The following is a 23,977-nucleotide window of genomic DNA, read 5'->3' on the forward strand; positions in this document are numbered from 1 at the left end:
ATCAAAATGAAAGACCTGCTCAATCTCTTCAATCAACAGCGCCAGACGCTGGATTTCGACGCGATCAAGATCGCGTTGGCCTCGCCGGACCTGATCCGTTCGTGGTCCTTCGGCGAAGTGAAGAAGCCGGAAACCATCAACTACCGTACCTTCAAGCCTGAGCGTGACGGCCTGTTCTGCGCCGCCATCTTCGGCCCGATCAAGGACTACGAGTGCCTGTGCGGCAAGTACAAGCGCATGAAGCATCGCGGCGTGGTCTGCGAGAAGTGCGGCACCGAAGTGACCCTGGCCAAGGTGCGTCGCGAGCGCATGGGCCACATCGACCTGGCCTCGCCGGTCGCGCACATCTGGTTCCTCAAGTCGCTGCCGTCGCGCATCGGCCTGATGCTGGACATGACCCTGCGCGACATCGAGCGCGTGCTGTACTTCGAAGCCTACGTGGTGACCGAGCCGGGCCTGACCGCCCTGGAGCGCCGCCAGCTGCTGACCGAAGAGCAGTACCTGACCGCGCGTCAGGAGCACGGTGACGACTTCGACGCCGCCATGGGCGCCGAGGCGGTCTACGAGCTGCTGCGCACGATCGACCTGCAGTCGGAAATGACCCGCCTGCGCGAGGAGATCGCCGCCACCGGTTCGGAGACCAAGCTCAAGCGTCTGACCAAGCGGATCAAGCTGGTCGAGGCGTTCCTGGAGTCGGGCAACCGTCCGGAATGGATGGTGATGACCGTGCTGCCGGTGCTGCCGCCGGACCTGCGTCCGCTGGTGCCGCTGGACGGCGGTCGTTTCGCGACCTCCGACCTGAACGACCTGTACCGCCGCGTCATCAACCGCAACAACCGCCTGCGCCGCCTGCTCGAGCTGAACGCGCCGGACATCATCGTGCGCAACGAAAAGCGCATGTTGCAGGAATCGGTCGATGCGCTGCTGGACAACGGCCGTCGTGGCCGTGCGATCACCGGTACCAACAAGCGTCCGCTCAAGTCGCTGGCCGACATGATCAAGGGCAAGCAGGGCCGGTTCCGCCAGAACCTGCTCGGCAAGCGCGTGGACTACTCCGGTCGTTCCGTCATCACCGTCGGTCCGTACCTGAAGCTGCACCAGTGCGGCCTGCCGAAGAAGATGGCGCTGGAGCTGTTCAAGCCGTTCGTGTTCGCCAAGCTGCAACGTCGCGGTCTGGCCACCACCATCAAGGCTGCCAAGAAGCTGGTCGAGCGCGAAGAAGGCGACGTCTGGGACATCCTGGAAGAAGTCATCCGCGAGCATCCGGTGCTGCTGAACCGTGCGCCGACCCTGCACCGTCTGGGCATCCAGGCGTTCGAGCCGGTGTTGATCGAAGGCAAGGCCATCCAGCTGCATCCGCTGGTCTGCACCGCGTTCAACGCCGACTTCGACGGTGACCAGATGGCCGTGCACGTGCCGCTCTCGCTGGAAGCCCAGTTGGAAGCGCGTGCGCTGATGATGTCGACCAACAACATCCTGTCGCCGGCCAACGGCGAGCCGATCATCGTGCCGTCGCAGGACGTGGTGTTGGGCCTGTACTACATGAGCCGCGCCCTGGAGAACAAGAAGGGCGAGGGCATGGTGTTCGCCAACACCAACGAAGTGAAGCGCGCCTACGACAACCGCGTGGTGGAACTGCACGCCAAGGTCAAGGTCCGCATCACCGAAGTGCTGGCCGACGAGAACGGCGACAAGCAGAGCAAGGCCACGATCGTGGACACCACGGTCGGCCGTGCGCTGCTGAGCGAGATCCTGCCGGAAGGCCTGCCGTTCGTGCTGGCCAACACCGAGATGACCAAGAAGAACATCTCGCGCCTGATCAACTCCAGCTACCGCATGCTGGGGCTGAAGGACACGGTCGTGTTCGCCGACAAGCTGATGTACACCGGCTACGCCTACGCGACCCGCGCTGGCGTGTCGATCGGCATCGACGACATGCTGATCCCGGCCGAGAAGAAGGACATCCTCACCGAGGCCGAGGCCGAAGTGCTGGAAATCCAGGAGCAGTACCAGTCGGGTCTGGTCACCGCCGGCGAGCGCTACAACAAGGTCGTGGACATCTGGTCGCGTACCAACGAGCGCATCGCCAAGGCGATGATGGACACCATCGGTACCGAGAAGGTCGTCAATGCCAAGGGCGAGACCATCGACCAGAAGTCGATGAACTCGCTGTACATCATGGCCGACTCCGGTGCGCGTGGTAGCCAGGCGCAGATCCGTCAGCTGGCCGGTATGCGCGGCCTGATGGCTCGCCCGGATGGCTCGATCATCGAGACGCCCATCAAGGCGAACTTCCGCGAAGGCCTGAACGTGCAGGAGTACTTCAACTCCACCCACGGTGCCCGTAAGGGTCTGGCCGATACCGCGCTGAAGACCGCGAACTCGGGTTACCTGACCCGTCGTCTGGTCGACGTCGCGCAGGACGTGGTGATCACCGAAGTCGACTGCGGCACCGTCGAAGGCCTGACCATGACCCCGATCGTGGAAGGCGGCGACGTCGTGGAGCCGTTGAAGGACCGCGTGCTGGGTCGTGTCGTGGCCGAGGACGTGTTCCTGCCGGGCAACGACGAAGAGCCGATCGTCACCCGCAACACGCTGCTCGACGAGCAGTGGGTGGCCAAGCTTGAAGAAGCCAGCGTGCAGTCGGTGAAGGTGCGTTCGACCATCACCTGCGAATCGCCGTTTGGCGTGTGCGCACGCTGCTACGGCCGCGATCTGGCCCGTGGTCATCAGGTCAACATCGGCGAAGCGGTCGGCGTCATCGCCGCCCAGTCGATCGGTGAGCCGGGTACCCAGCTGACGATGCGTACGTTCCACATCGGTGGTGCGGCTTCGCGTGCGGCGGCGGTGGACAACATCACCGTCAAGACCACCGGTTCGGTGAAGTTCACCAACCTCAAGTCGGTCGAGCATGCCAACGGCACGCTGGTGGCGGTGTCGCGTTCGGGCGAAATCTCGGTGCTCGATGCCCACGGCCGCGAGCGCGAGCGCTACAAGCTGGCTTACGGCGCCAACATCTCGGTCAAGGATGGCGCGGAGATCAAGGCGGGCCAGACCGTGGCCAACTGGGATCCGCATAACCACCCGATCGTGTCGGAAGTGGCGGGTTTCGTGCGCTTCATCGACTTCATCGACGGCGTCACCGTCATCGAGAAGACCGACGAACTGACCGGCCTGGCCTCGCGCGAGATCACCGATCCGAAGCGTCGTGGTTCGATGGGCAAGGACCTGCGTCCGATCGTGCGCATCATCGACAAGGCCGGCAACGACCTGACCATCCCGGGCACCGACCTGCCGGCGCAGTACCTGCTGCCGCCGCGCTCGATCGTCAACCTGCAGGACGGCGCCGCCGTCGGCGTGGGCGACGTGGTGGCCAAGATCCCGCAGGAAGCGTCCAAGACCCGCGACATCACCGGTGGTCTGCCGCGCGTTGCCGATCTGTTCGAAGCGCGCAAGCCGAAGGATCCGGCGATCCTGGCCGAGCGCTCGGGCATCATCAGCTTCGGCAAGGACACCAAGGGCAAGCAGCGCCTGATCATCAAGGACACGGATGGCAACGAGCATGAGGAGCTGATTCCGAAGTATCGCCAGATCATCGTGTTCGAAGGCGAACACGTGACCAAGGGCGAGACCGTGGTGGACGGCGAGCCGAGCCCGCAGGACATCCTGCGCCTGCTGGGTGTGGAGCCGCTGGCCGCCTACCTGGTCAAGGAAATCCAGGACGTCTACCGCCTGCAGGGCGTGAAGATCAACGACAAGCACATCGAAGTGATCACCCGCCAGATGCTGCGCAAGGTCGAGATCACCGACCAGGGCAGCAGCAAGTTCCTCAATGGCGAGCAGGTCGAGCGTCAGCGTGTCATCGAAGAGAACGTCCGTCTGAACTCGCGCAACGAGCTGCCGGCCCGCTTCGACCCGGTGCTGCTGGGTATCACCAAGGCCTCGCTGGCGACCGAGTCGTTCATCTCGGCTGCATCGTTCCAGGAGACCACCCGCGTCCTCACCGAGGCGGCGGTCCGTGGCACCAGCGACAACCTGCGCGGCCTGAAGGAGAACGTGATCGTCGGTCGCCTGATCCCGGCCGGTACCGGTCTGGCCTACCACAGCCTGCGTCGTCGCCGTGCTTCGGGTCTGACCGATTCGGAAATGGAGACGCTGTCCGGCTCCTCCGCTCCGGTTGTCGAGGCCCCTGCTGCGGTGGTCGAAGCGGCCGACGAGGAATAAGCCGCACCTGGCGGCGGCTGAACAGGCCGCCGCATACCAGAGAAAGGGAGGGCAGGATGCCCTCCGTTTTCCGGCCCCGGATGGGCCAGCAGGCTGGGAACCCGTTGTATTGACGGGAATTTGGCCTGCCAGCTATACTCCTCTGTCTCAGTGGGCCGGAATTCGGCCTGCTGTCGTTTTTTTCATACACAAGGCCCGACGGCCTTACCAATCAGAAGAATCCACTGATGGCGACAATCAATCAGCTGGTTCGCAAGCCTCGGCAGGCGACCACCTACAAGAGTGCCTCCCCGGCGCTGGACAAATGTCCGCAGCGTCGTGGCGTGTGCACGCGCGTTTACACCACCACTCCGAAGAAGCCGAACTCGGCCCTCCGCAAGGTTGCAAAGGTTCGCCTGACCAACCAGGAAGAGGTCATCAGCTACATCGGCGGCGAAGGCCATAACCTGCAGGAGCACTCCGTGGTCCTGATCCGCGGCGGTCGCGTCAAGGATCTGCCGGGTGTTCGTTACCACACCGTCCGTGGCTCGCTGGACGCCGCTGGCGTCGCCAAGCGTCGTCAGGGTCGTTCCAAGTACGGCGCCAAGCGCCCGAAGAGCTAAGGAATTAATCAATGTCTCGTAAAGGTTCTACTCCGCAGCGCAACGTCCTGCCTGATCCCAAGCATGGCAGCGAAACCATTGCCCGCTTCATCAACATGGTGATGCAAAGTGGCAAGAAGTCGGTTGCAGAGAAAATCGTGTATGGCGCAATGGACGTCATCGGCGAAAAGAATCCGAATGCCACTGACCTGGTGCAGAAAGCACTGGACAACGTGGCCCCGGCAGTCGAAGTGAAGTCACGCCGCGTCGGCGGTGCGACTTATCAGGTGCCGGTCGAGGTTCGCGCCTCCCGCAAGATGGCTCTGGCAATGCGCTGGATCATCGAGTCTGCCCGCAAGCGCGGCGAGAACTCGATGCCGCGCAAGTTGGCTGCCGAGCTGCTGGACGCCTCTGAGAATCGTGGCGGCGCTATCAAGAAGCGTGAAGAAACCCACCGTATGGCGGAAGCGAACAAAGCGTTCGCACACTACCGCTGGTGATGCAACGGGCCTTGGCAACAAGGCCCCCCGGCACCATATAGGTGCCGGTATGTGGCGCGCAGCGCGCCACTTCAATCCGAAGGCCGCCGAAAGGCGGCGTTCGGCCATCCGAAATCCGAGAAATTTGAGAGGCTCCCGTGGCCCGTACCACACCCATCGAGCGTTATCGCAACTTCGGCATCATGGCCCACATCGATGCCGGCAAGACCACTACGTCCGAGCGCATCCTGTTCTACACCGGCGTCAGCCACAAGATCGGTGAAGTGCACGACGGCGCCGCCACCATGGACTGGATGGAGCAGGAGCAGGAGCGTGGCATCACGATCCAGTCCGCTGCCACCACCGCGTTCTGGAAGGGCATGGACAAGTCGATGGAGGAGCATCGCTTCAACATCATCGACACCCCCGGGCACGTTGACTTCACCATCGAAGTCGAGCGCTCGCTGCGCGTGCTCGATGGTGCCGTGTTCGTGCTGTGCGCCGTCGGCGGCGTCCAGCCGCAGTCGGAGACCGTGTGGCGTCAGGCCAACCGGTACCACGTGCCGCGCATCGCGTTCGTCAACAAGATGGACCGTACCGGTGCCAACTTCGACAAGGTCGTGGGCCAGCTGAAGACGCGCCTGGGCGCGATCGCCGTGCCGATGCAGGTGCCGATCGGTGCCGAGGACGGTTTCGAAGGCGTGGTCGACCTGCTGAAGATGAAGGCCATCCACTGGGATACCGCTTCGCAGGGCACCACCTTCGAATACCGCGACATCCCGGCCGACCTGGTCGAGAAGTCCAACGAAGCCCGTGCCTTCATGGTCGAGTCGGCTGCTGAAGCCAGCGAAGAGCTGATGGAAAAGTACCTGGGCGGCGAAGAGCTGAGCGAGGCCGAGATCATCGAAGCGCTGCGCGTGCGCACGCTGTCGACCGAAATCGTGCCGATGTTCTGCGGCTCGGCGTTCAAGAACAAGGGCGTGCAGGCCATGCTCGACGGCGTGGTGCGCCTGCTGCCGTCGCCGGTCGACGTGCCGCCCGTGACCGGTACCGACGTCGATGACGAGTCCAAGCAGCTGACCCGCGAGTCGGACGACAAGGCTCCGTTCTCGTCGCTGGCGTTCAAGATCATCACCGACCCGTTCGTGGGTGCGTTGACGTTCTTCCGTGTCTACTCGGGCGTGCTGAATGCCGGCGACCAGGTGCTGAACTCGGTCAAGGGCAAGAAGGAGCGCATCGGCCGTCTGTTGCAGATGCATTCCAACGATCGTACCGAGATCAAGGAAGTGCGTGCGGGTGACATCGCCGCTGCCGTGGGCCTGAAGGACGTCACCACCGGTGACACCATGTGCTCGCTGGACCACCCGATCATCCTGGAGCGCATGGTGTTCCCGGAGCCGGTGATCTCGATGGCGGTCGAGCCGAAGACCAAGTCGGACCAGGAAAAGATGGGTATGGCCCTGGGCCGTCTGGCGCAGGAAGACCCGTCGTTCCGCGTCAAGACCGACGAAGAATCCGGCCAGACGATCATCTCGGGCATGGGCGAACTGCACCTGGACATCATCGTTGACCGCATGAAACGCGAGTTCAACGTCGAGGCCAATGTCGGCAAGCCGCAGGTTGCGTACCGCGAAACCATCCAGTTGGCCGACGTCAAGTCGGACTACAAGCACGCCAAGCAGTCCGGTGGTAAGGGGCAGTACGGTCACGTCGTGATCGAGCTGTCGCCGCTGACCGCCGAAGACCGTGCGAACGAGAAGCTGGCCGGCGACATCAAGGACGACTTCCTGTTCGTCAACGACATCACCGGTGGTGTGATTCCGAAGGAATTCATCCCGTCGATCGAGAAGGGTCTGCGCGAGACCATCACCAGCGGCCCGCTGGCCGGCTTCCCGGTGGTGGATGTGAAGGTCAAGCTGGTGTTCGGTTCGTACCACGACGTCGACTCGTCGGAAATGGCGTTCAAGCTGGCTTCGTCGATGGCGTTCAAGCAGGGCTTTGCCAAGGCCAAGCCGGTGCTGCTGGAGCCGATCATGAAGGTCGAGATCGTGACCCCGGACGATTACCAGGGTGACGTGATGGGCGACGTGAGCCGTCGTCGCGGCGTGCTGCAGGGTTCTGATGCCAACGTCTCCGGCACGATCATCAACGCGATGATCCCGCTGGGTGAAATGTTCGGCTATGCCACCCAGCTGCGTTCGATGACGCAGGGTCGTGCGACGTTCTCCATGGAGTTCGATCACTACGAGCCGGCTCCGCAGAACATCGCCGATACCGTCATCAAGAAGGCCTGACTTGTGCGCTCGTCCTGAGCGCGAAGAACGGAAAGCGGCCACATCCGTGGCCGCACTTCTAAAAGGTGATGCGCTCATCCGTGGGCGCGAAGATCAAGCAGCGGCCATGTGTGGCCGCACTTTCCCAAATCCGAAATTAGAGGTTCTACATCCATGTCCAAGGGTAAGTTCGAACGTACCAAGCCGCACGTCAACGTCGGCACCATCGGCCACGTCGACCATGGCAAGACCACGCTGACGGCTGCGCTGACGAAGATCGGCGCCGAGCGTTTTGGTGGCGAATTCAAGGCATACGACGCGATCGACGCGGCGCCGGAAGAGAAGGCGCGCGGCATCACGATCTCGACCGCACACGTCGAATACGAATCCCCGAACCGCCACTACGCGCACGTGGATTGCCCGGGCCACGCCGACTATGTGAAGAACATGATCACCGGCGCCGCTCAGATGGACGGTGCGATCCTGGTGTGCTCGGCCGCTGACGGCCCGATGCCGCAGACCCGCGAGCACATCCTGCTGTCGCGTCAGGTCGGCGTGCCGTACATCGTGGTGTTCCTGAACAAGGCTGACATGGTCGACGACGCCGAGCTGCTCGAGCTGGTCGAAATGGAAGTGCGCGAGCTGCTGAGCAAGTACGAGTTCCCGGGCGATGACACCCCGATCCTCCACGGCTCGGCCCGTCTGGCGCTGGAAGGCGACCAGAGCGACATCGGCGTGCCGGCGATCATCAAGCTGGTCGAGGCGCTGGACACCTGGATCCCGACCCCGGAGCGCGACATCGACAAGCCGTTCCTGATGCCGGTGGAAGACGTGTTCTCGATCTCGGGCCGCGGCACCGTGGTGACCGGTCGTATCGAGCGCGGTGTGGTCAAGGTCGGCGAAGAAATCGAAATCGTCGGTATCCGTCCGACCCAGAAGACCACCGTGACCGGCGTGGAAATGTTCCGCAAGCTGCTGGAGCAGGGCCAGGCAGGCGACAACGCCGGTCTGCTGCTGCGCGGCACCAAGCGTGACGACGTCGAGCGTGGTCAGGTGCTGTGCAAGCCGGGTTCGATCAAGCCGCACACCGACTTCGAAGCCGAAGTGTATGTGCTGTCGAAGGATGAAGGCGGCCGTCACACCCCGTTCTTCAAGGGCTACCGTCCGCAGTTCTACTTCCGCACGACCGACATCACCGGTGCGGTGACGCTGCCGGAAGGTGTGGAGATGGTGATGCCGGGCGACAACGTGAAGATGGCGGTGACGCTGATCAACCCGGTGGCGATGGACGAAGGCCTGCGCTTCGCGATCCGCGAAGGTGGCCGTACCGTCGGCGCCGGCGTGGTGGCCAAGATCACCAAGTGACGTGACGGCGCGTTCGCACCCAGGTGCGAACGCCTTTGCCGGAATGTCATCCCCGCGCAGGTGGGGATCCAGAAAGCAAAGGGCGGCCTTCGGGCCGCCCTTTGTGTTTTCCGGGGGTGTTTGTAGAGCCGGGTTTGCTCGGCTGAAGCCTCCCGGTAACGCCCAGCCGGGCAAGCTCGGCTCTGCCGGCCACCGTTCCTGTGATTTCATGCCCGAGGGGCTTGGCAGGCGAATTTTCCTTGCGTATAATTCGCGCCCCGGCATTCCTGGGTAGGATGTCGGCGATACACAGCGAAAAGAGAGGCAGGAAGCCGCTCGTGTTCGCCAGACCGGGAAGGTCGCGTAGCAAGGAGCACTCAGCAGCGCAGGCTGTTGACGTTGCTCTGGTTGCGCATTATACTTTTCCGTCTGGGCAGGCCGGGTGACTGGTCTGCCTCAGTTTTTGGGCGGAGGAAGTGCCCATCACCCGCAGGAAGCGGGGTGATTCAAGTGTTCAGGAATATTCGGGGCAGGCATCCCAGAGGCCTTAGCCCGTCGCTCTTTTAACGAAGGAACCCCGTCATGGCGGACCAAAAGATCCGGATTCGGCTGAAGGCGTTCGATCATCGCTTGATCGACCGTTCGGCCAGCGAGATCGTCGAGACGGCAAAGCGGACTGGCGCGCAAGTGCGCGGCCCGATCCCGTTGCCGACCAAGATCGAACGCTACACCATTCTCGTCTCCCCGCACGCCGACAAGGATGCGCGTGACCAGTACGAGACCCGCACGCACAAGCGCGTGCTTGACATCGTCGACCCCAACGACAAGACCGTGGACGCGCTGATGAAGCTCGAGCTCGCGGCGGGCGTTGACGTTCAGATCAAGCTGACCTGAGGACTACGACCATGACGAAGAAATATTCGTTGGGCTTCGTGGGCCGCAAGGCTGGCATGAGCCGCGTTTTCACCGAGGATGGTCGTTCCATCCCGGTAACCCTGATTGAAGCTACCCCGAACCGCATCGCGCAGATCAAGACCGTCGAAGCTGACGGCTACAGCGCCGTGCAGGTGACTGTCGGTGCGCGTCGCGCCGCCCTGGTGAACAAGCCGGAAGCCGGCCACTTCGCCAAGGCCAAGGTCGAGGCCGGCCGCGGTCTGTGGGAGTTCCGCGTCGAAGACGGAAAGCTGGGTGACTTCGCCATCGGTGGCGAGATCAAGGCTGACATCTTCGAAGTCGGTCAGAAGGTTGACGTCCAGGGCGTCACCAAGGGTAAGGGCTTCCAGGGCACGATCAAGCGGCATAACTTCCGCATGGGCGATGCCACCCACGGTAACTCGCTGTCGCATCGCGCGCCGGGTTCGATCGGTCAGCGTCAGACCCCGGGTCGTGTGTTCCCGGGCAAGAAGATGTCCGGTCACATGGGTGCCGTGCAGCAGAGCACGCAGAACCTGGAAGTGGTCAAGGTCGACGTCGAGCGTGGCTTGATTGCCATTCGCGGCGCCGTTCCAGGCGCTGCTGGCGGCGACGTGATCGTCCGTCCGGCTAGCAAGGCATAAGGAGAGATGACGATGGAACTCGCCATCACCGGCAGTAGCAATAAGGTCTCGGTCTCCGAAGCCGTGTTCGGTCGCGAATTCAGCGAAGATCTGGTTCACCAGGTCGTCGTTGCCTATCGCAACGCCGGACGCGCCGGTACCAAGGCTCAGAAGACCCGTTCGGAAGTCAACGGCACCACCAAGAAGTCGAAGAAGCAGAAGGGCGGCGGCGCGCGTCATGGCGCACTGACGGCTCCGATCTTCGTCGGCGGCGGTGTGACGTTCGCGGCCAAGCCGCGCAGCTTCGAGCAGAAGGTCAATCGCAAGCAGTATCGCGCTGCGATCTGCGCGATCTTCTCCGAGCTGAACCGTCAGGGTCGCCTCAAGATTGTCGAGGCATTTGATGTCAGTGAAACCAAGACCCAGGGTCTGATCGAGAAGCTGAAGGGTCTGGACGTGGGCAAGCGCCCGCTGATCGTGACCGAAGAAGCCTCTGAGCATCTGTACCTGTCGGCCCGCAATCTGCCGTACGTTGAAGTGCGCGATGTGCAGGGTCTGGATCCGGTCTCGCTGGTCGGTGCCGACACGGTCGTGATCACCGCCGATGCGGTCAAGAAGATCGAGGAGTGGCTGGCATGAGCAGCAACGAAAAAATCTTCAGCGTGCTGCGCGCTCCGCGAGTCTCCGAAAAGACCGCGCGCCTGCAGGAAGTGTCCAACCAGTACGTCTTCGAAATTTCGAGCGAAGCCACCAAGGCCGATGTAAAGGCCGCGGTTGAGCAGCTGTTCGACGTCAAGGTCAAGGCTGTCAACGTGGTCAACGTGAAGGGCAAGAACAAGTCTTTCCGTAACCGTGTTGGTCGTCGCGGCGATTGGCGCAAGGCGTATGTCCGCCTGGTCGATGGTCAGTCCATCGACGTCACGGCTAAGGCCTGAGGTAAGAACCCATGCCATTGATGAAATTTAAGCCCACTTCCCCCGGTCGTCGTTCGACCGTGCGCGTGGTCACTCCCGATCTGCACAAGGGCGCGCCGTACGCGGGCCTGGTCGAGTCGCAGAGCAAGTCCGGTGGTCGCAACCATCACGGTCGCATCACCACGCGTCACGTCGGCGGCGGTCACAAGCAGCACTACCGCCTCATCGACTTCAAGCGCAACAAGGAAGGTATCCCGGCGCGCGTGGAGCGGATCGAATACGATCCGAACCGCACCGCCCATATCGCCCTGCTGTGCTATGTCGACGGCGAGCGCCGCTACATCATCGCCCCGAAGGGTCTGAAGGCCGGTGATCAGGTCATTGCCGGTGCCAACGCGCCGATCAAGACCGGCAATACCCTGCCGCTGCGCAACATCCCGGTCGGCACGACGGTGCACGGCATCGAGTTGAAGCCGGGCAAGGGCGCTCAGATCGCTCGCGCCGCCGGCGCTGCCGTCCAGCTGGTCGCTCGCGAAGGCGTTTACGCCACGCTGCGTCTGCGCTCGGGCGAAATGCGCAAGGTGCCCGCCGAGTGCCGCGCCACCATCGGTGAGGTCGGCAACGACGAGCACAACCTGGAAAAGCTGGGCAAGGCTGGCGCCAAGCGCTGGCGCGGTGTCCGCCCGACCGTTCGTGGTGCTGCCATGAACCCGGTCGACCACCCGCACGGTGGTGGTGAGGCGAAGGCCGGTCAGGGTAATCCGCATCCGGTCACCCCGTGGGGTGTTCCGACCAAGGGTTACAAGACGCGCAAGAACAAGCGCACCCAGCAGTTCATCGTCCGCGATCGTAGGGGCTAATCGACCATGGCACGTTCACTCAAGAAAGGCCCGTTCGTCGATCACCACCTCGTCAAGAAGGTGGAGGCCGCGGCCGGTAGCAAGCGCCCGATCAAGACCTGGTCGCGTCGCTCCATGATCCTGCCGGAAATGGTGGGATTCACGATCGCTGTGCATAACGGCAAGAACCACGTTCCGGTGCTCGTCAACGAGAACATGGTCGGCCACAAGCTCGGCGAGTTCGCCATCACCCGTACCTTCAAGGGTCACGGCGGCGACAAGAAGTCGGGTAAGTAAGGAGAGATGACTATGGAAGCGAAAGCAATCCTGCGCACTGCGCGCATCTCCCCCCAGAAGGCCCGCCTGGTCGCTGACCAGGTGCGTGGGTTGTCCGCCGAGCGTGCGGTCAACCTGCTGAAGTTCTCGGACAAGAAGGCTGCCCACCTGATCAAGAAGGTGGTGGAGTCGGCTATTGCAAACGCCGAGAACAATCAGGGTGCCGACATCGACGAGCTGAAGGTCAAGACCATCATGGTTGATGAAGGTCCGAGCTTGAAGCGTTTCATGGCGCGGGCCAAGGGCCGCGGTACCCGCATTCTCAAGCGCACCAGCCACATCACTGTGGTTGTGGGCGCCGCCAAGTAAGCGGAAAGGAAAAGACCATGGGTCATAAAGTTCATCCGATTGGTATCCGCCTGGGTATTGCCAAGGACTGGAACTCCAAGTGGTACGCCAACAAGGCCGAGTTCGCTGGTTATCTGGCGGCCGACCTGAAGGTCCGCGACATGCTTCGCAAGAAGCTGGCTCAAGCGGGCATCAGCAAGATCCTGATCGAGCGTCCGGCCAAGACCGCACGTGTGACGATCCACACCGCCCGCCCGGGCGTGGTGATCGGCAAGCGTGGCGAGGACATCGAGAAGCTGCGTAAGGAAGTCAGCGACCTGATGGGCGTTCCGGCGCACATCAACGTCAGCGAAGTGCGCAAGCCTGAGCTGGATGCGCAGCTGGTCGCCGAGTCGATCGCGCAGCAGCTGGAGCGTCGCATCATGTTCCGCCGCGCGATGAAGCGCTCGGTCGGCAACGCGATGCGCCTGGGTGCCCTGGGCATCAAGGTCAATGTCGCAGGCCGCTTGAACGGCGCTGAAATCGCCCGTTCGGAGTGGTACCGCGAAGGCCGCGTGCCGCTGCACACGCTGCGTGCCGACATCGACTATGGCTTCGCTGAAGCCAAGACGACCTACGGCATCATCGGCATCAAGGTTTGGATCTACAAGGGCGAGGTCTTCGACTTCTCCCAGGTTGGCCAGGAGAAGCAGGACGACAGCCCGCGCAACGATCGTAATGATCGCGGCGACCGTGGTGACCGTCCGTCGCGCCCGGCTCGTGAAGCGAGGTAACGGCAATGTTGCAACCCAAGCGAACCAAATACCGCAAGATGCACAAGGGCCGTAACGATGGCCTGAGCTGGAGCGGAAATGCCGTCAGCTTTGGCGAGTACGGCTTGAAGGCAACGGCGCACGGTCAGCTGACCGCGCGCCAGATCGAGGCGGCTCGCCGTTCGATCAGCCGCTACGTCAAGCGCGGCGGCAAGATGTGGATCCGTGTATTCCCCGACAAGCCGATCACCAAGAAGCCCATCGAAGTCCGAATGGGTTCTGGTAAGGGCAACGTGGAGTACTGGGTGGCCCAGATCCAGCCCGGCCGCATGATCTATGAAATCGAGGGTGTTACCGAAGACGTGGCTCGCGAGGCGTTCCGCCTGGCCGCCGCCAAGCTTTCGGTCACCACCACTTTCGTGACCCGGACGGTGCGCTGATGGACATCAAACAACTCCGCGAGAAGTCGGCTGACGAACTGAAGGCCCACCTGACTGACCTGCGTAAGGAGCAGTTCTCGCTCCGTATGCAGCAGGTCACTGGCCAGCTGCCGAAGACCCACGAAACCCGTCGGGTGCGCCGCGAGATTGCTCGCGTCAAGCACCTGATCGGCAGCACCAAGTAAGGACCGCCGCGATGAGCGAGAACACTGAAAAGAACGCGCTGCGCACGGTCGAAGGCCGTGTCGTCAGCAACAAGATGGACAAGACGGTCACCGTTCTGGTGGAGCGTCTGGTCAAGCACGCACTGTACGGCAAGTACATCAAGCGCTCGACCAAGCTCCACGCCCACGACGCCGACAACGCCTGCAACGAAGGTGATGTGGTGCGCGTGACGGAGATTGCGCCGCTGTCCAAGACCAAGAACTGGCGGGTGGTGGAAATCGTCACCCGCGCGGCCGAATAAGGGAGATCTGAATCATGATCCAGATGCAGAGCTACCTCGATGTCGCTGACAACTCCGGTGCCAAGGAAGTGATGTGCATCAAGGTGCTGGGCGGCTCGAAGCGCCGTTACGCCGGCATTGGTGACATCATCAAGGTCACCGTGAAGGATGCGATTCCGCGCGGCAAGGTGAAGAAGGGTGAAGTCTACGACGCGGTCGTCGTGCGTACCCGTAAGGGCGTTCGTCGCCCGGACGGCTCGCTGATCCGCTTCGATGGCAACGCCGCCGTCCTGCTGAACAACAAGCAGGAGCCGATCGGCACCCGCATCTTCGGGCCGGTTACCCGTGAACTTCGCTCGGAGAAGTTCATGAAGATCGTTTCGCTCGCTCCCGAAGTTCTGTGAGCGAAGGAGATAACAATGGCTAACCGTATCAAGAAGGGCGACCAGGTCGCCATCAACACCGGCAAGGACAAGGGCAAGCAGGGCGAAGTGATTCGCGTGGACGGCGATCGTGTGATCGTCTCCAACGTGAACGTCGTCAAGCGCCACACCAAGCCGAACCCGCAGGCGGGCATCGCCGGCGGCGTGGTCGAGCGTGAAGCTTCGATCCATATCTCCAACGTGAACATTGTCAACCCGGCTTCGGGCAAGGGCGAGCGCGTTGGTTTCAAGGTGCTGGAGGATGGACGCAAACTGCGTGTGTTCCGCTCCAGCGGTGAGGCGCTTGACGCCTGAGGAATGAGGTCATGACTTCTCGTCTCGAAAAAATCTACAAGGAAGAAGTGGTTCCGGCCCTGATGAAGGAGTTCGGTTACACCAATCCGATGGAAGTGCCGAAGCTGGTCAAGGTCACGCTGAACATGGGCGTGGGCGAGGCTGCCACCAACAAGAAGATCCTGGAAAACGCCGTTGGCGACATGACCAAGATCTCCGGCCAGAAGCCGGTGGTGACCAAGTCGCGGGTTTCGGTTGCATCGTTCAAGATCCGTGATGGTTGGCCGATCGGCTGCAAGACCACGCTGCGTCGCGCCAAGATGTACGAGTTCCTGGACCGCCTGATCAACATCTCGCTGCCGCGCGTGCGTGACTTCCGCGGCATCTCGGGTCGTTCGTTCGATGGTCGCGGCAACTTCAACATGGGTGTGAAGGAACAGATCATCTTCCCGGAAATCGACTTCGACGCCGTCGACGCGATCCGCGGCATGGATATCGCCATCACCACCACCGCCAAGACGGATGCGGAAGCGAAGGCGCTGCTCGCAGCGTTCAAGTTCCCGTTCCGTAACTGATAGTCGAGGAAAGAGACATGGCAAAGACCTCCATGGTCAACCGCGACGTCAAGCGGGAAAAGCTGGCCAAGAAGTTCGCTGACAAGCGCGAGGCCCTGAAGAAGATCATCTCCAGCCAGGATGCGTCCTACGAGGAGAAGTCTGAGGCAGTGACCAAGCTGCAGAAGCTGCCGCGCGATTCTTCGCCGAGCCGCCAGCGCAACCGTTGCGAGATTTCCGGTCGTCCGCGCGGTGTCTACCGCAAGTTCGGCCTGGGTCGTAACAAGCTGCGCGAAGCCACCATGCGTGGCGACGTGCCGGGCCTGCGCAAGGCCAGTTGGTAAACCCACGACGGGGCAGGGTGTTCGCACCGCTGCCCCGATCTGGACAGGTCTCCTGTTCAGCAAAAGAGTCCGGCGTCCGTCGGACTCTTTTTCGTGAGTCCTTCACAAGAGCGCGGCACCTCCTTGTGCCGGTGTCCTTGTTTGTGGGTCCCCACGGGAGCGGCGCACATCGCTGTGCGCGGCCCTTTTTTGTCGTATAATCCCGCTTCTGTCTTGCCGCCGGCGCGGCCGGACTGCGTCAAGGGGCCTGGCCCATCCCAGGAAACACAAGATTTTCGCGAAAGCGGATATCGGTGCACTCAAAGGTATTTATATGAGCATGACTGATCCCATCGCCGACCTGCTGGTCCGCATCAAGAATGCGGCCGCGGTTGGCAAGCCGACGGTGAAGCTGCCGTCCTCCAAGATCAAGGTTGCGATCGCCCAGGTCCTGAAGGACGAGGGTTACATCGCCGACCTGCGCGTGACCCCGGCCGAGAACAACAAGGCCGAGCTGGAAATCGTGCTGAAGTACTTCGAAGGCCGCCCGGTCATCGAGACCCTGAAGCGTGTCTCGCGCTCGGGTCTGCGCCAGTACCGTGGCAAGACTGAACTGCCGAAGGTCCTGGGTGGCCTCGGTGTCGCGATCATCTCCACGTCGAAGGGCATCATGACCGATGCGCAGGCCCGTCAGGCCGGCGTCGGTGGCGAAGTCCTGTGCTTCGTGGCCTAAGGGAAGGAGCAGAACATGTCCCGTGTAGCCAAGAAGCCGGTTTCCCTGCCTAAGGGTGTCGAAGTCAACGTCCAGCCGGAGCTGGTCAGCGTCAAGGGCCCGAAGGGCACGCTGTCGCTGCCGAAGCCGGTGGGTGTCGAGATCGCCATTGATGGCGATGTCGCCACGCTGTCGGCCAATGATCCGTCGCAGATCGCCATCACCGGCACCGTGCGCGCCATTCTGGCCAATATGATCAAGGGTGTTACCGATGGCTTCGAGCGCAAGCTCGAGCTGGTCGGCGTCGGTTATCGCGCCGCCATGCAGGGTAAGGATCTGAGCCTGTCGCTCGGTTTCTCGCACCCGCTGGTGTTCGTCGCACCGGAGGGCATCACCCTGTCGACCCCGACCCAGACCGAAATCCTGGTCCAGGGCAACGACAAGCAGCGCGTCGGCGAAGTTGCCGCCAAGATTCGCGGTTTCCGTCCGCCGGAGCCCTACAAGGGCAAGGGTGTGAAGTACGCCGGTGAAGTCATCATTCGCAAGGAAGCCAAGAAGGCCTAATTCGGGTCCTTCAGCAAGGAGTCCGGCCATTCATCGCCGGACTTCTCAATGCCGAAGCCTGTTTCCTTCAGCTTTCATAGGAATCAAATCATGAGCATCAACAAGAACATTGCCCGTCTGCGTCGCGCCAAGTCGACCCGTGCGCACATCCGTGAGCTCGGTGTGGCTCGCCTGACCGTGCTGCGTACCGGTCAGCATCTGTACGCGCAGGTGTTCACCGCCGACGGCTCGAAGGTCATCGCCGCTGCCAACACGCTGCAGGCCGATGTCAAGGAAGGCCTGAAGAACGGCAAGAACAGCGATGCGGCCAGCAAGGTCGGTCGTCTGATCGCCGAGCGCGCCAAGGCTGCCGGTATCGAGAAGGTCGCTTTCGATCGCTCGGGCTACCGCTACCACGGCCGCATCAAGGCGCTGGCCGATGCAGCCCGTGAAGGCGGTCTGCAGTTCTAAGAGATTTCCTGGGCGCGTCCTTCGGGGCGTGTCCAACCTGCCGGCAAGGGCTGCCGGGCCGCTTCGTTCTTCTGCAACGATCCCGGTTACACCGTTCCAATCCACAGCTATAAGCGGCCTCCAAGCCGTACATATCCCATAATCCAGGAATATCAACATGGCAGAAGAACGTGCCCCGCGGGGCCGCGATCGTGATCGCAACCGCGAAGAGAAAGTCGACGACGGCATGATCGAGAAGCTGGTCGCGGTCAACCGCGTCAGCAAGACCGTCAAGGGCGGCCGCCAGTTCACCTTCACGGCACTGACCGTGGTCGGTGACGGCGAAGGCAAGGTTGGCTTCGGTTACGGCAAGGCGCGTGAAGTGCCGGTCGCGATCCAGAAGTCGATGGAATATGCCCGCAAGAGCATGTCCAACGTTGATCTGAACAACGGCACCCTGTGGCACCCGGTCAAGGCCGGCCACGGCGCAGCCCGCGTGTTCATGATGCCGGCTTCGGAAGGTACCGGTGTCATCGCCGGTGGTGCCATGCGCGCCGTGCTGGAAGCCGTTGGCGTCAAGAACGTGCTGGCCAAGGCCGTTGGTTCGCGTAACCCGATCAACCTGGTCCGCGCTACGCTGAAGGGCCTGGAAGACATGCAGTCGCCGACCCGCATTGCGGCCAAGCGCGGCAAGAAGGTGGAGGAACTTGGCCATGGCTGATGTGTCCAACAAGACCGTGAAGGTGCGCCTGGTGCGTGGCCTGCGTGGTACCCAGTCGCGTCACCGCCTGTCGGTGCGTGCGCTGGGCCTGAACAAGCTCAACGATGTGCGTGAACTGAAGGACAGCCCGCAGGTACGCGGCCTGATCAACAAGGTTCAGTACCTCGTCCAGGTTGAGGAGTAATCGACCATGACTCTGCGTCTCAATGACCTCAAGCCCGCCGAGGGCGCCCGCACCGAGCGCACCCGCGTCGGTCGCGGTATCGGTTCCGGCCTGGGCAAGACGGCCGGTCGCGGCCACAAGGGTTCGTTCGCTCGCAAGGGCGGCGGCAAGATCAAGGCCGGCTTCGAAGGCGGCCAGACCCCTATGCAGCGCCGTCTGCCGAAGATCGGCTTCCGTTCGAAGCTGATCAAGGACACCGCGGAAGTGCTGTCCTACCAGTTGGAGAAGCTGGAAGCCGGTGAGATCGACTTCGCTGCGCTGCGTGCAGCCAAGCTGGTCCCGTCGACCGCCAAGAAGGCCAAGATCGTCAAGAAGGGCGAACTGACCAAGGCGTTCGTGCTGAAGGGCGTGGCGGCCACGGCTGGCGCCAAGGCTGCGATCGAAGCTGCCGGCGGCAGCATTCAGGAGTAATTGCAACATGGCGCAAGCGGGCATCGGAAACCTCGGCGGCGGGCTCGGCAAGTTCACGGAACTTCGCCAGCGCTTGTTGTTCGTCGTCGGCGCATTGATCGTCTATCGCATCGGCTGCTACGTGCCGGTGCCGGGCGTCAATCCCGAAGCCATGCTTGCGCTGATGCAGGCGCAGGGCGGCGGCATCGTGGACATGTTCAACATGTTCTCGGGCGGCGCCCTGCACCGTTTCAGCATCTTTGCGCTGAACGTGATGCCGTACATCTCGGCATCGATCGTGATCCAGTTGGCCACGCACATCTTCCCCGCGCTGAAGGCGATGCAGAAGGAAGGCGAGTCGGGCCGACGCAAGATCACCCAGTATTCGCGCATCGGTGCGGTATTGCTGGCAGTGGTGCAGGGCGGCAGCATCGCGCTGGCGCTGCAGAACCAGACCGCCCCGGGCGGTGCTCCGGTGGTATACGCGCCGGGCATGGGCTTCGTGCTGACCGCAGTGATCGCGCTGACGGCCGGCACCATCTTCCTGATGTGGGTGGGTGAGCAGGTCACCGAGCGCGGCATCGGCAATGGTGTCTCGCTGATCATCTTCGCAGGCATCGTGGCCGGCCTGCCGGCAGCCACGATCCAGACCGTCGAGGCCTACCGCGACGGCAACATGAGCTTCATCTCGCTGCTGCTGATCGCGCTGGTGATCCTGGCCTTCACCTATTTCGTGGTGTTCGTTGAGCGCGGGCAGCGCCGGATCACGGTGAACTACGCGCGCCGCCAGGGCGGTCGCAACGCGTACATGAACCAGACCTCGTTCCTGCCGCTGAAGCTCAACATGGCCGGCGTGATTCCGCCGATCTTCGCTTCGAGCATCCTGGCGTTCCCGGCCACGCTGTCGATGTGGTCCGGTCAGGCGACCTCGGCCACTTGGCTGCAGAAGATCGCCAATGCACTGGGCCCGGGCGAGCCGGTGCACATGCTGGTGTTCGCGGGGCTGATCATCGGTTTTGCGTTCTTCTACACCGCGCTGGTGTTCAACTCGCAGGAAACCGCCGACAACCTGAAGAAGTCGGGTGCGTTGATCCCGGGTATCCGTCCGGGCAAGTCGACCGCCGACTATGTTGATGGCGTGCTGACCCGTCTGACGGCTGCCGGTTCGTTGTACCTGGTGATCGTCTGCCTGCTGCCGGAAGTGATGCGCGCCCAGCTTGGCACCTCGTTCCACTTCGGTGGTACCTCGCTGCTGATTGCGGTGGTGGTGATCATGGACTTCATCGCGCAGATCCAGGCGCATCTGATGTCGCACCAGTACGAGAGCCTGTTGAAGAAGGCCAACCTGAAGGGCGGCTCGCGCGGCGGTTTTGCCCGCGGTTAACTGATATAATTGTTCTTCATTGCGTGAAGGCGCACCCGGTTCCCGGGTGGCAGGCCTTCCGATCAGAAGGGCGGCTCGCGCGGCGTCTCGCGCGCGGGTGTGGCGACATGGTCTCGGGCGGGAGTAGTCCGAGCGGCAGCGGAAGCGGTTGGTCCGAAGTCAATGTCGTCCGGCGCCGGAGCATGGGCACACTCCCCACGCCGGGCTTGTGGAACCTCTGGTTCCATGCGCTTCCAAGTAACCCGAGACCTTGCTACAATCGTCAGTTCACTTTTTGATCCATCCTGCCGGATGGCGCATGGCGCGCTGTCGGGCCATCACTCAGTTGGAGAATCGCGTCATGGCGCGTATTGCAGGCGTCAACCTGCCAGCCCAGAAGCATGCCTGGGTCGGGTTGCAAAGCATTTACGGCATCGGCCGTACCCGTTCGAAGAAGGTCTGCGAATCCGCAGGCGTGACCTCGACCACCAAGATCCGCGACCTGTCGGAGCCGGAAATCGAGCGCCTGCGCGCCGAGGTCGGCAAGTACATCGTCGAAGGCGATCTGCGCCGTGAGATCGGTATCGCCATCAAGCGTCTGATGGACCTGGGCTGCTACCGCGGCCTGCGTCATCGTCGTGGCCTGCCGCTGCGTGGCCAGCGCACCCGTACCAACGCCCGCACCCGCAAGGGACCGCGCAAGGCGATCAGGAAGTAAGGGATAAAGAACAATGGCCAAGCCAGCTGCTGCCAAGACCAAGAAGAAGATCAAGCGCGTCGTCACCGACGGCGTCGCCCACGTCCATGCTTCTTTCAACAACACCATCGTTACGATCACCGACCGCCAGGGCAATGCACTGTCGTGGGCGACTTCGGGCGGCGCGGGTTTCCGCGGCTCGCGTAAGTCGACTCCGTTCGCTGCTCAGGTTGCTGCCGAGAAGGCCGGCCGTGCTGCGCTCGACTACGGCGTAAAGTCGTTGGAAGTGCGCATCAAGGGTCCGGGTCCGGGCCGCGAGTCCGCCGTGCGTTCGCTGAACAACGTCGGCTACAAGATCACCAACATCATCGACGTGACGCCAATCCCGCACAACGGGTGCCGTCCGCCGAAGAAGCGTCGCGTCTAAAGGAGCGATAAGAAATGGCTCGTTATATCGGTCCTACCTGTAAGCTCGCGCGTCGCGAAGGCGCCGACCTTTCCCTCAAGAGCCCGGCCCGTGCGCTGGACTCCAAGTGCAAGCTGGAGCAGAAGCCCGGCCAGCACGGCGCAGCCCGCAAGGGCAAGCTGTCTGATTACGCCACCCAGCTTCGCGAGAAGCAGAAGGTCAAGCGTATCTATGGCTTGCTGGAGCGTCAGTTCCGCAACTACTACAAGAAGGCCTCGACCAAGAAGGGCAACACCGGCGAGAACCTCCTGCAGCTGCTGGAAACCCGTCTTGACAACGTCGTCTACCGCATGGGTTTTGCTGTTACCCGTCCGGCCGCCCGTCAGCTGGTTTCGCATCGTGGCGTCACCGTCAACGGCAAGTCTGTGAACCTGGCTTCGTACCAGGTCAAGGCCGGCGACGCGATCGCCCTGTCGGAGAAGGCTGCCAAGCAGCTGCGCGTTCAGGAAGCCCTGACCGTGGCCGCTCAGCATGACCTGAGCCCGTCGTGGGTCGAAGTCGATTCGAGCAAGTTCAGCGGCATCTTCAAGGCCGTGCCGGATCGCGCCGACCTGCCTGCGGATATCAACGAAGCGCTGATCGTCGAGTTGTATTCGAAGTAATTCACATTGGAGAGCCTCCGGCGGCTGCCGGAGGTTCGCAGGAGACCCCGCAACATGACGGTTACCGCCAACCAGGTTCTGCGTCCCCGTGGACCGCAGATCGAACGCCTTACCGACAACCGCGCCAAGGTCGTGATCGAGCCGTTGGAGCGCGGTTATGGCCATACGCTGGGCAATGCCCTGCGTCGCGTGCTGCTGTCGTCGATCCCGGGTTTCGCCATCACTGAAGTCGAGATCGATGGCGTGCTGCATGAGTACACCACGGTCGAGGGTCTGCAGGAGGACGTGCTGGATGTCCTGCTGAACCTCAAGGACGTCGCCATCCGCATGCACAGCGGTGACAGCGCCACGCTGTCGCTGTCCAAGCAGGGCCCGGGCGTTGTTACTGCCGATGACATCAAGACCGACCACAACGTCGAGATCGTCAACGGCGATCATGTGATCTGCCACCTGACCAAGGACACGGCGATCAACATGCGTCTGAAGATCGAGCGCGGCTTCGGCTACCAGCCGGCAGCTGCGCGTCGTCGTCCGGACGAGGAGACCCGCACCATCGGTCGTCTCGTGCTGGATGCTTCGTTCTCGCCGGTGCGTCGCGTTGCCTACGCCGTGGAAGCGGCGCGCGTGGAGCAGCGCACCGATCTGGACAAGCTGGTCATCGATATCGAGACCAACGGCACGATCGACGCCGAGGAAGCCGTCCGCACCGCGGCCGACATCCTCAGCGACCAGCTGTCGGTGTTCGGCGACTTCACGCACCGCGATCGCGGCGCGCCGAAGCCGCAGACCGGCGGTGTGGATCCGGTGCTGCTGCGCCCGATCGACGATCTGGAGCTGACGGTGCGTTCGGCCAACTGCCTGAAGGCCGAGAGCATCTACTACATCGGCGATCTGATCCAGAAGACCGAAGTGGAGCTGCTCAAGACCCCGAACCTGGGCAAGAAGTCGCTCACCGAGATCAAGGAAGTGCTGGCCCAGCGCGGCCTGTCGCTCGGCATGAAGCTGGAGAACTGGCCGCCGGCCGGTATCGCCCAGCACGGCATGCTCGGCTGATGAAGTCTGGCACGCCCTGCACGGTGACCGTGCGGGGCGTGGCCTTGAAGTAGCGCAGTACTGCAGTAAAAAGCCACCGGGCAAAGCCCGAGGCAGGTTGTCCAGGAGGGACGGCCAGGACCATCCGCAGTCCGAGTAGCAACGCCGGGATGGCGACAACGATCCCCAGTAGTTCCAATATTCAATCTAGGAAACAGACATCATGCGCCACCAGAAATCTGGCCGTAAGTTCAGCCGTACCAGCGCCCATCGCGAGGCGATGTTCAAGAACATGGCGGCTTCGCTGATCAAGCAGGAGCTGATCAAGACCACCCTGCCGAAGGCCAAGGAACTGCGCCGCGTCGCCGAGCCGCTGATCACCCTGGCCAAGATCGACAGCGTTGCCAACCGCCGTCTGGCGTTCGCGCGTCTGCGCGACAAGGAAGCGGTCGGCACCTTGTTCACCACGCTGGGCCCGCGTTACCAGACCCGTCCGGGTGGCTACCTGCGCATCCTGAAGTGCGGGTTCCGCGCGGGCGACAACGCGCCGATGGCCTACGTCGAGCTGGTCGATCGTCCGGCCGGCGGCGTGGCTGAGGAAGTGGCCGAGTAAGACTCGCCGCTTTCGCACTGCGAATCCCGAAGAACCCGGCCTCGTGCCGGGTTTTTTCGTTTGGGCGCGGTTGTGTTGACGCCGACCTTGTGGGAGGGACTCTGGATGGCCTCAGGCCACCC

General features: G+C 62.5%; 32 protein-coding genes. All 32 read left to right on the forward strand.

Annotated features, from left to right (window positions below):
• Positions 1-6: 6 nt before the first annotated feature.
• The 32 genes from rpoC (at position 7) to rplQ (ending at position 23,855) form a co-directional block, all read left to right on the forward strand.
• Complete coding sequence (gene rpoC / locus AC3WJE_RS07735) at positions 7-4,224, forward strand: DNA-directed RNA polymerase subunit beta' (RefSeq protein WP_493730206.1); 4,218 nt, start codon at positions 7-9, stop codon at positions 4,222-4,224.
• 227 nt (positions 4,225-4,451) lie between these two features.
• The gene (rpsL, locus tag AC3WJE_RS07740; RefSeq protein ID WP_003469157.1) at positions 4,452-4,826 is read left to right on the forward strand and encodes a 30S ribosomal protein S12; all 375 of its coding nucleotides are present in this window, start codon (positions 4,452-4,454) and stop codon (positions 4,824-4,826) included.
• Positions 4,827-4,837: 11 nt separating this feature from the next.
• Positions 4,838-5,305 carry a 30S ribosomal protein S7 gene (rpsG, locus tag AC3WJE_RS07745; RefSeq protein WP_493730207.1) on the forward strand — a complete coding sequence of 156 codons (468 nt, stop codon included), beginning with the start codon at positions 4,838-4,840 and terminating at the stop codon, positions 5,303-5,305.
• Between the two features lie 137 nt (positions 5,306-5,442).
• Entirely contained in the window at positions 5,443-7,578 is a 2,136-nt protein-coding gene (gene fusA / locus AC3WJE_RS07750; protein ID WP_493730208.1) for an elongation factor G, read from the forward strand.
• A 153-nt stretch (positions 7,579-7,731) separates the two neighbouring features.
• The gene (tuf, locus tag AC3WJE_RS07755) at positions 7,732-8,922 is read left to right on the forward strand and encodes an elongation factor Tu (protein WP_493730209.1); all 1,191 of its coding nucleotides are present in this window, start codon (positions 7,732-7,734) and stop codon (positions 8,920-8,922) included.
• Between the two features lie 561 nt (positions 8,923-9,483).
• Positions 9,484-9,795, forward strand: a complete 312-nt coding sequence (gene rpsJ, locus AC3WJE_RS07760; protein ID WP_011036122.1) for a 30S ribosomal protein S10 — start codon at positions 9,484-9,486, stop codon at positions 9,793-9,795.
• 11 nt (positions 9,796-9,806) lie between these two features.
• Positions 9,807-10,457 carry a 50S ribosomal protein L3 gene (rplC, locus tag AC3WJE_RS07765; protein WP_493730210.1) on the forward strand — a complete coding sequence of 217 codons (651 nt, stop codon included), beginning with the start codon at positions 9,807-9,809 and terminating at the stop codon, positions 10,455-10,457.
• A 12-nt stretch (positions 10,458-10,469) separates the two neighbouring features.
• Complete coding sequence (gene rplD, locus AC3WJE_RS07770; protein WP_493730211.1) at positions 10,470-11,075, forward strand: 50S ribosomal protein L4; 606 nt, start codon at positions 10,470-10,472, stop codon at positions 11,073-11,075.
• On the forward strand, positions 11,072-11,371 hold the full coding sequence (gene rplW / locus AC3WJE_RS07775) for a 50S ribosomal protein L23 (protein WP_493730212.1): 300 nt from the start codon (positions 11,072-11,074) through the stop codon (positions 11,369-11,371). Before rplD ends, rplW begins: the two co-directional genes overlap by 4 nt.
• An 11-nt stretch (positions 11,372-11,382) precedes the next feature.
• Positions 11,383-12,210, forward strand: a complete 828-nt coding sequence (gene rplB, locus AC3WJE_RS07780) for a 50S ribosomal protein L2 (RefSeq protein WP_493730213.1) — start codon at positions 11,383-11,385, stop codon at positions 12,208-12,210.
• A gap of 6 nt (positions 12,211-12,216) precedes the next feature.
• Positions 12,217-12,486, forward strand: coding sequence for a 30S ribosomal protein S19 (gene rpsS, locus AC3WJE_RS07785; RefSeq protein ID WP_493730214.1), 270 nt, complete (start codon positions 12,217-12,219; stop codon positions 12,484-12,486).
• 12 nt (positions 12,487-12,498) lie between these two features.
• The gene (rplV, locus tag AC3WJE_RS07790) at positions 12,499-12,834 is read left to right on the forward strand and encodes a 50S ribosomal protein L22 (protein WP_493730215.1); all 336 of its coding nucleotides are present in this window, start codon (positions 12,499-12,501) and stop codon (positions 12,832-12,834) included.
• A gap of 17 nt (positions 12,835-12,851) precedes the next feature.
• Complete coding sequence (gene rpsC / locus AC3WJE_RS07795) at positions 12,852-13,586, forward strand: 30S ribosomal protein S3 (protein WP_493730216.1); 735 nt, start codon at positions 12,852-12,854, stop codon at positions 13,584-13,586.
• 5 nt (positions 13,587-13,591) lie between these two features.
• Positions 13,592-14,005: a 50S ribosomal protein L16 gene (gene rplP / locus AC3WJE_RS07800; protein ID WP_493730217.1), complete on the forward strand. Its 414-nt coding sequence runs from the start codon at positions 13,592-13,594 to the stop codon at positions 14,003-14,005.
• A complete protein-coding gene (gene rpmC / locus AC3WJE_RS07805; protein WP_054657204.1) occupies positions 14,005-14,190 on the forward strand; it encodes a 50S ribosomal protein L29 in 186 nt (61 codons plus the stop codon). The genes rplP and rpmC overlap by 1 nt, the downstream gene beginning before the upstream one ends.
• An 11-nt stretch (positions 14,191-14,201) precedes the next feature.
• On the forward strand, positions 14,202-14,471 hold the full coding sequence (gene rpsQ / locus AC3WJE_RS07810; protein ID WP_493730218.1) for a 30S ribosomal protein S17: 270 nt from the start codon (positions 14,202-14,204) through the stop codon (positions 14,469-14,471).
• A gap of 14 nt (positions 14,472-14,485) precedes the next feature.
• On the forward strand, positions 14,486-14,854 hold the full coding sequence (gene rplN, locus AC3WJE_RS07815; RefSeq protein WP_140723587.1) for a 50S ribosomal protein L14: 369 nt from the start codon (positions 14,486-14,488) through the stop codon (positions 14,852-14,854).
• Between the two features lie 15 nt (positions 14,855-14,869).
• Positions 14,870-15,187, forward strand: coding sequence for a 50S ribosomal protein L24 (gene rplX / locus AC3WJE_RS07820; protein ID WP_493730219.1), 318 nt, complete (start codon positions 14,870-14,872; stop codon positions 15,185-15,187).
• Positions 15,188-15,198: 11 nt separating this feature from the next.
• Complete coding sequence (gene rplE / locus AC3WJE_RS07825) at positions 15,199-15,741, forward strand: 50S ribosomal protein L5 (protein ID WP_493730220.1); 543 nt, start codon at positions 15,199-15,201, stop codon at positions 15,739-15,741.
• A 17-nt stretch (positions 15,742-15,758) separates the two neighbouring features.
• The gene (rpsN, locus tag AC3WJE_RS07830; protein ID WP_493730221.1) at positions 15,759-16,064 is read left to right on the forward strand and encodes a 30S ribosomal protein S14; all 306 of its coding nucleotides are present in this window, start codon (positions 15,759-15,761) and stop codon (positions 16,062-16,064) included.
• 313 nt (positions 16,065-16,377) lie between these two features.
• Complete coding sequence (gene rpsH, locus AC3WJE_RS07835) at positions 16,378-16,776, forward strand: 30S ribosomal protein S8 (RefSeq protein ID WP_493730222.1); 399 nt, start codon at positions 16,378-16,380, stop codon at positions 16,774-16,776.
• A 15-nt stretch (positions 16,777-16,791) separates the two neighbouring features.
• Complete coding sequence (rplF, locus tag AC3WJE_RS07840; protein ID WP_493730223.1) at positions 16,792-17,319, forward strand: 50S ribosomal protein L6; 528 nt, start codon at positions 16,792-16,794, stop codon at positions 17,317-17,319.
• A 90-nt stretch (positions 17,320-17,409) separates the two neighbouring features.
• A complete protein-coding gene (rplR, locus tag AC3WJE_RS07845) occupies positions 17,410-17,769 on the forward strand; it encodes a 50S ribosomal protein L18 (protein ID WP_493730224.1) in 360 nt (119 codons plus the stop codon).
• Between the two features lie 157 nt (positions 17,770-17,926).
• Positions 17,927-18,469: a 30S ribosomal protein S5 gene (rpsE, locus tag AC3WJE_RS07850; protein ID WP_493730225.1), complete on the forward strand. Its 543-nt coding sequence runs from the start codon at positions 17,927-17,929 to the stop codon at positions 18,467-18,469.
• Positions 18,462-18,653 (forward strand): 50S ribosomal protein L30, encoded by a 192-nt coding sequence (gene rpmD, locus AC3WJE_RS07855; protein ID WP_493730226.1) that lies wholly within the window; start codon positions 18,462-18,464, stop codon positions 18,651-18,653. Before rpsE ends, rpmD begins: the two co-directional genes overlap by 8 nt.
• A gap of 12 nt (positions 18,654-18,665) precedes the next feature.
• Complete coding sequence (gene rplO / locus AC3WJE_RS07860) at positions 18,666-19,103, forward strand: 50S ribosomal protein L15 (RefSeq protein WP_493730285.1); 438 nt, start codon at positions 18,666-18,668, stop codon at positions 19,101-19,103.
• Positions 19,104-19,110: 7 nt separating this feature from the next.
• Positions 19,111-20,466 carry a preprotein translocase subunit SecY gene (gene secY, locus AC3WJE_RS07865; RefSeq protein ID WP_493730227.1) on the forward strand — a complete coding sequence of 452 codons (1,356 nt, stop codon included), beginning with the start codon at positions 19,111-19,113 and terminating at the stop codon, positions 20,464-20,466.
• A 340-nt stretch (positions 20,467-20,806) separates the two neighbouring features.
• Entirely contained in the window at positions 20,807-21,163 is a 357-nt protein-coding gene (rpsM, locus tag AC3WJE_RS07870; protein ID WP_493730228.1) for a 30S ribosomal protein S13, read from the forward strand.
• 13 nt (positions 21,164-21,176) lie between these two features.
• Positions 21,177-21,569, forward strand: a complete 393-nt coding sequence (gene rpsK / locus AC3WJE_RS07875; RefSeq protein WP_003470632.1) for a 30S ribosomal protein S11 — start codon at positions 21,177-21,179, stop codon at positions 21,567-21,569.
• Positions 21,570-21,583: 14 nt separating this feature from the next.
• Positions 21,584-22,210 (forward strand): 30S ribosomal protein S4, encoded by a 627-nt coding sequence (rpsD, locus tag AC3WJE_RS07880; protein ID WP_493730229.1) that lies wholly within the window; start codon positions 21,584-21,586, stop codon positions 22,208-22,210.
• Positions 22,211-22,264: 54 nt separating this feature from the next.
• Complete coding sequence (locus AC3WJE_RS07885) at positions 22,265-23,263, forward strand: DNA-directed RNA polymerase subunit alpha (protein WP_493730230.1); 999 nt, start codon at positions 22,265-22,267, stop codon at positions 23,261-23,263.
• Positions 23,264-23,465: 202 nt separating this feature from the next.
• Positions 23,466-23,855 (forward strand): 50S ribosomal protein L17, encoded by a 390-nt coding sequence (gene rplQ / locus AC3WJE_RS07890; protein ID WP_493730231.1) that lies wholly within the window; start codon positions 23,466-23,468, stop codon positions 23,853-23,855.
• Positions 23,856-23,977: the final 122 nt, after the last annotated feature.

Source organism: Pseudomonas sp. GW821-FHT07E12 (assembly GCF_058986605.1).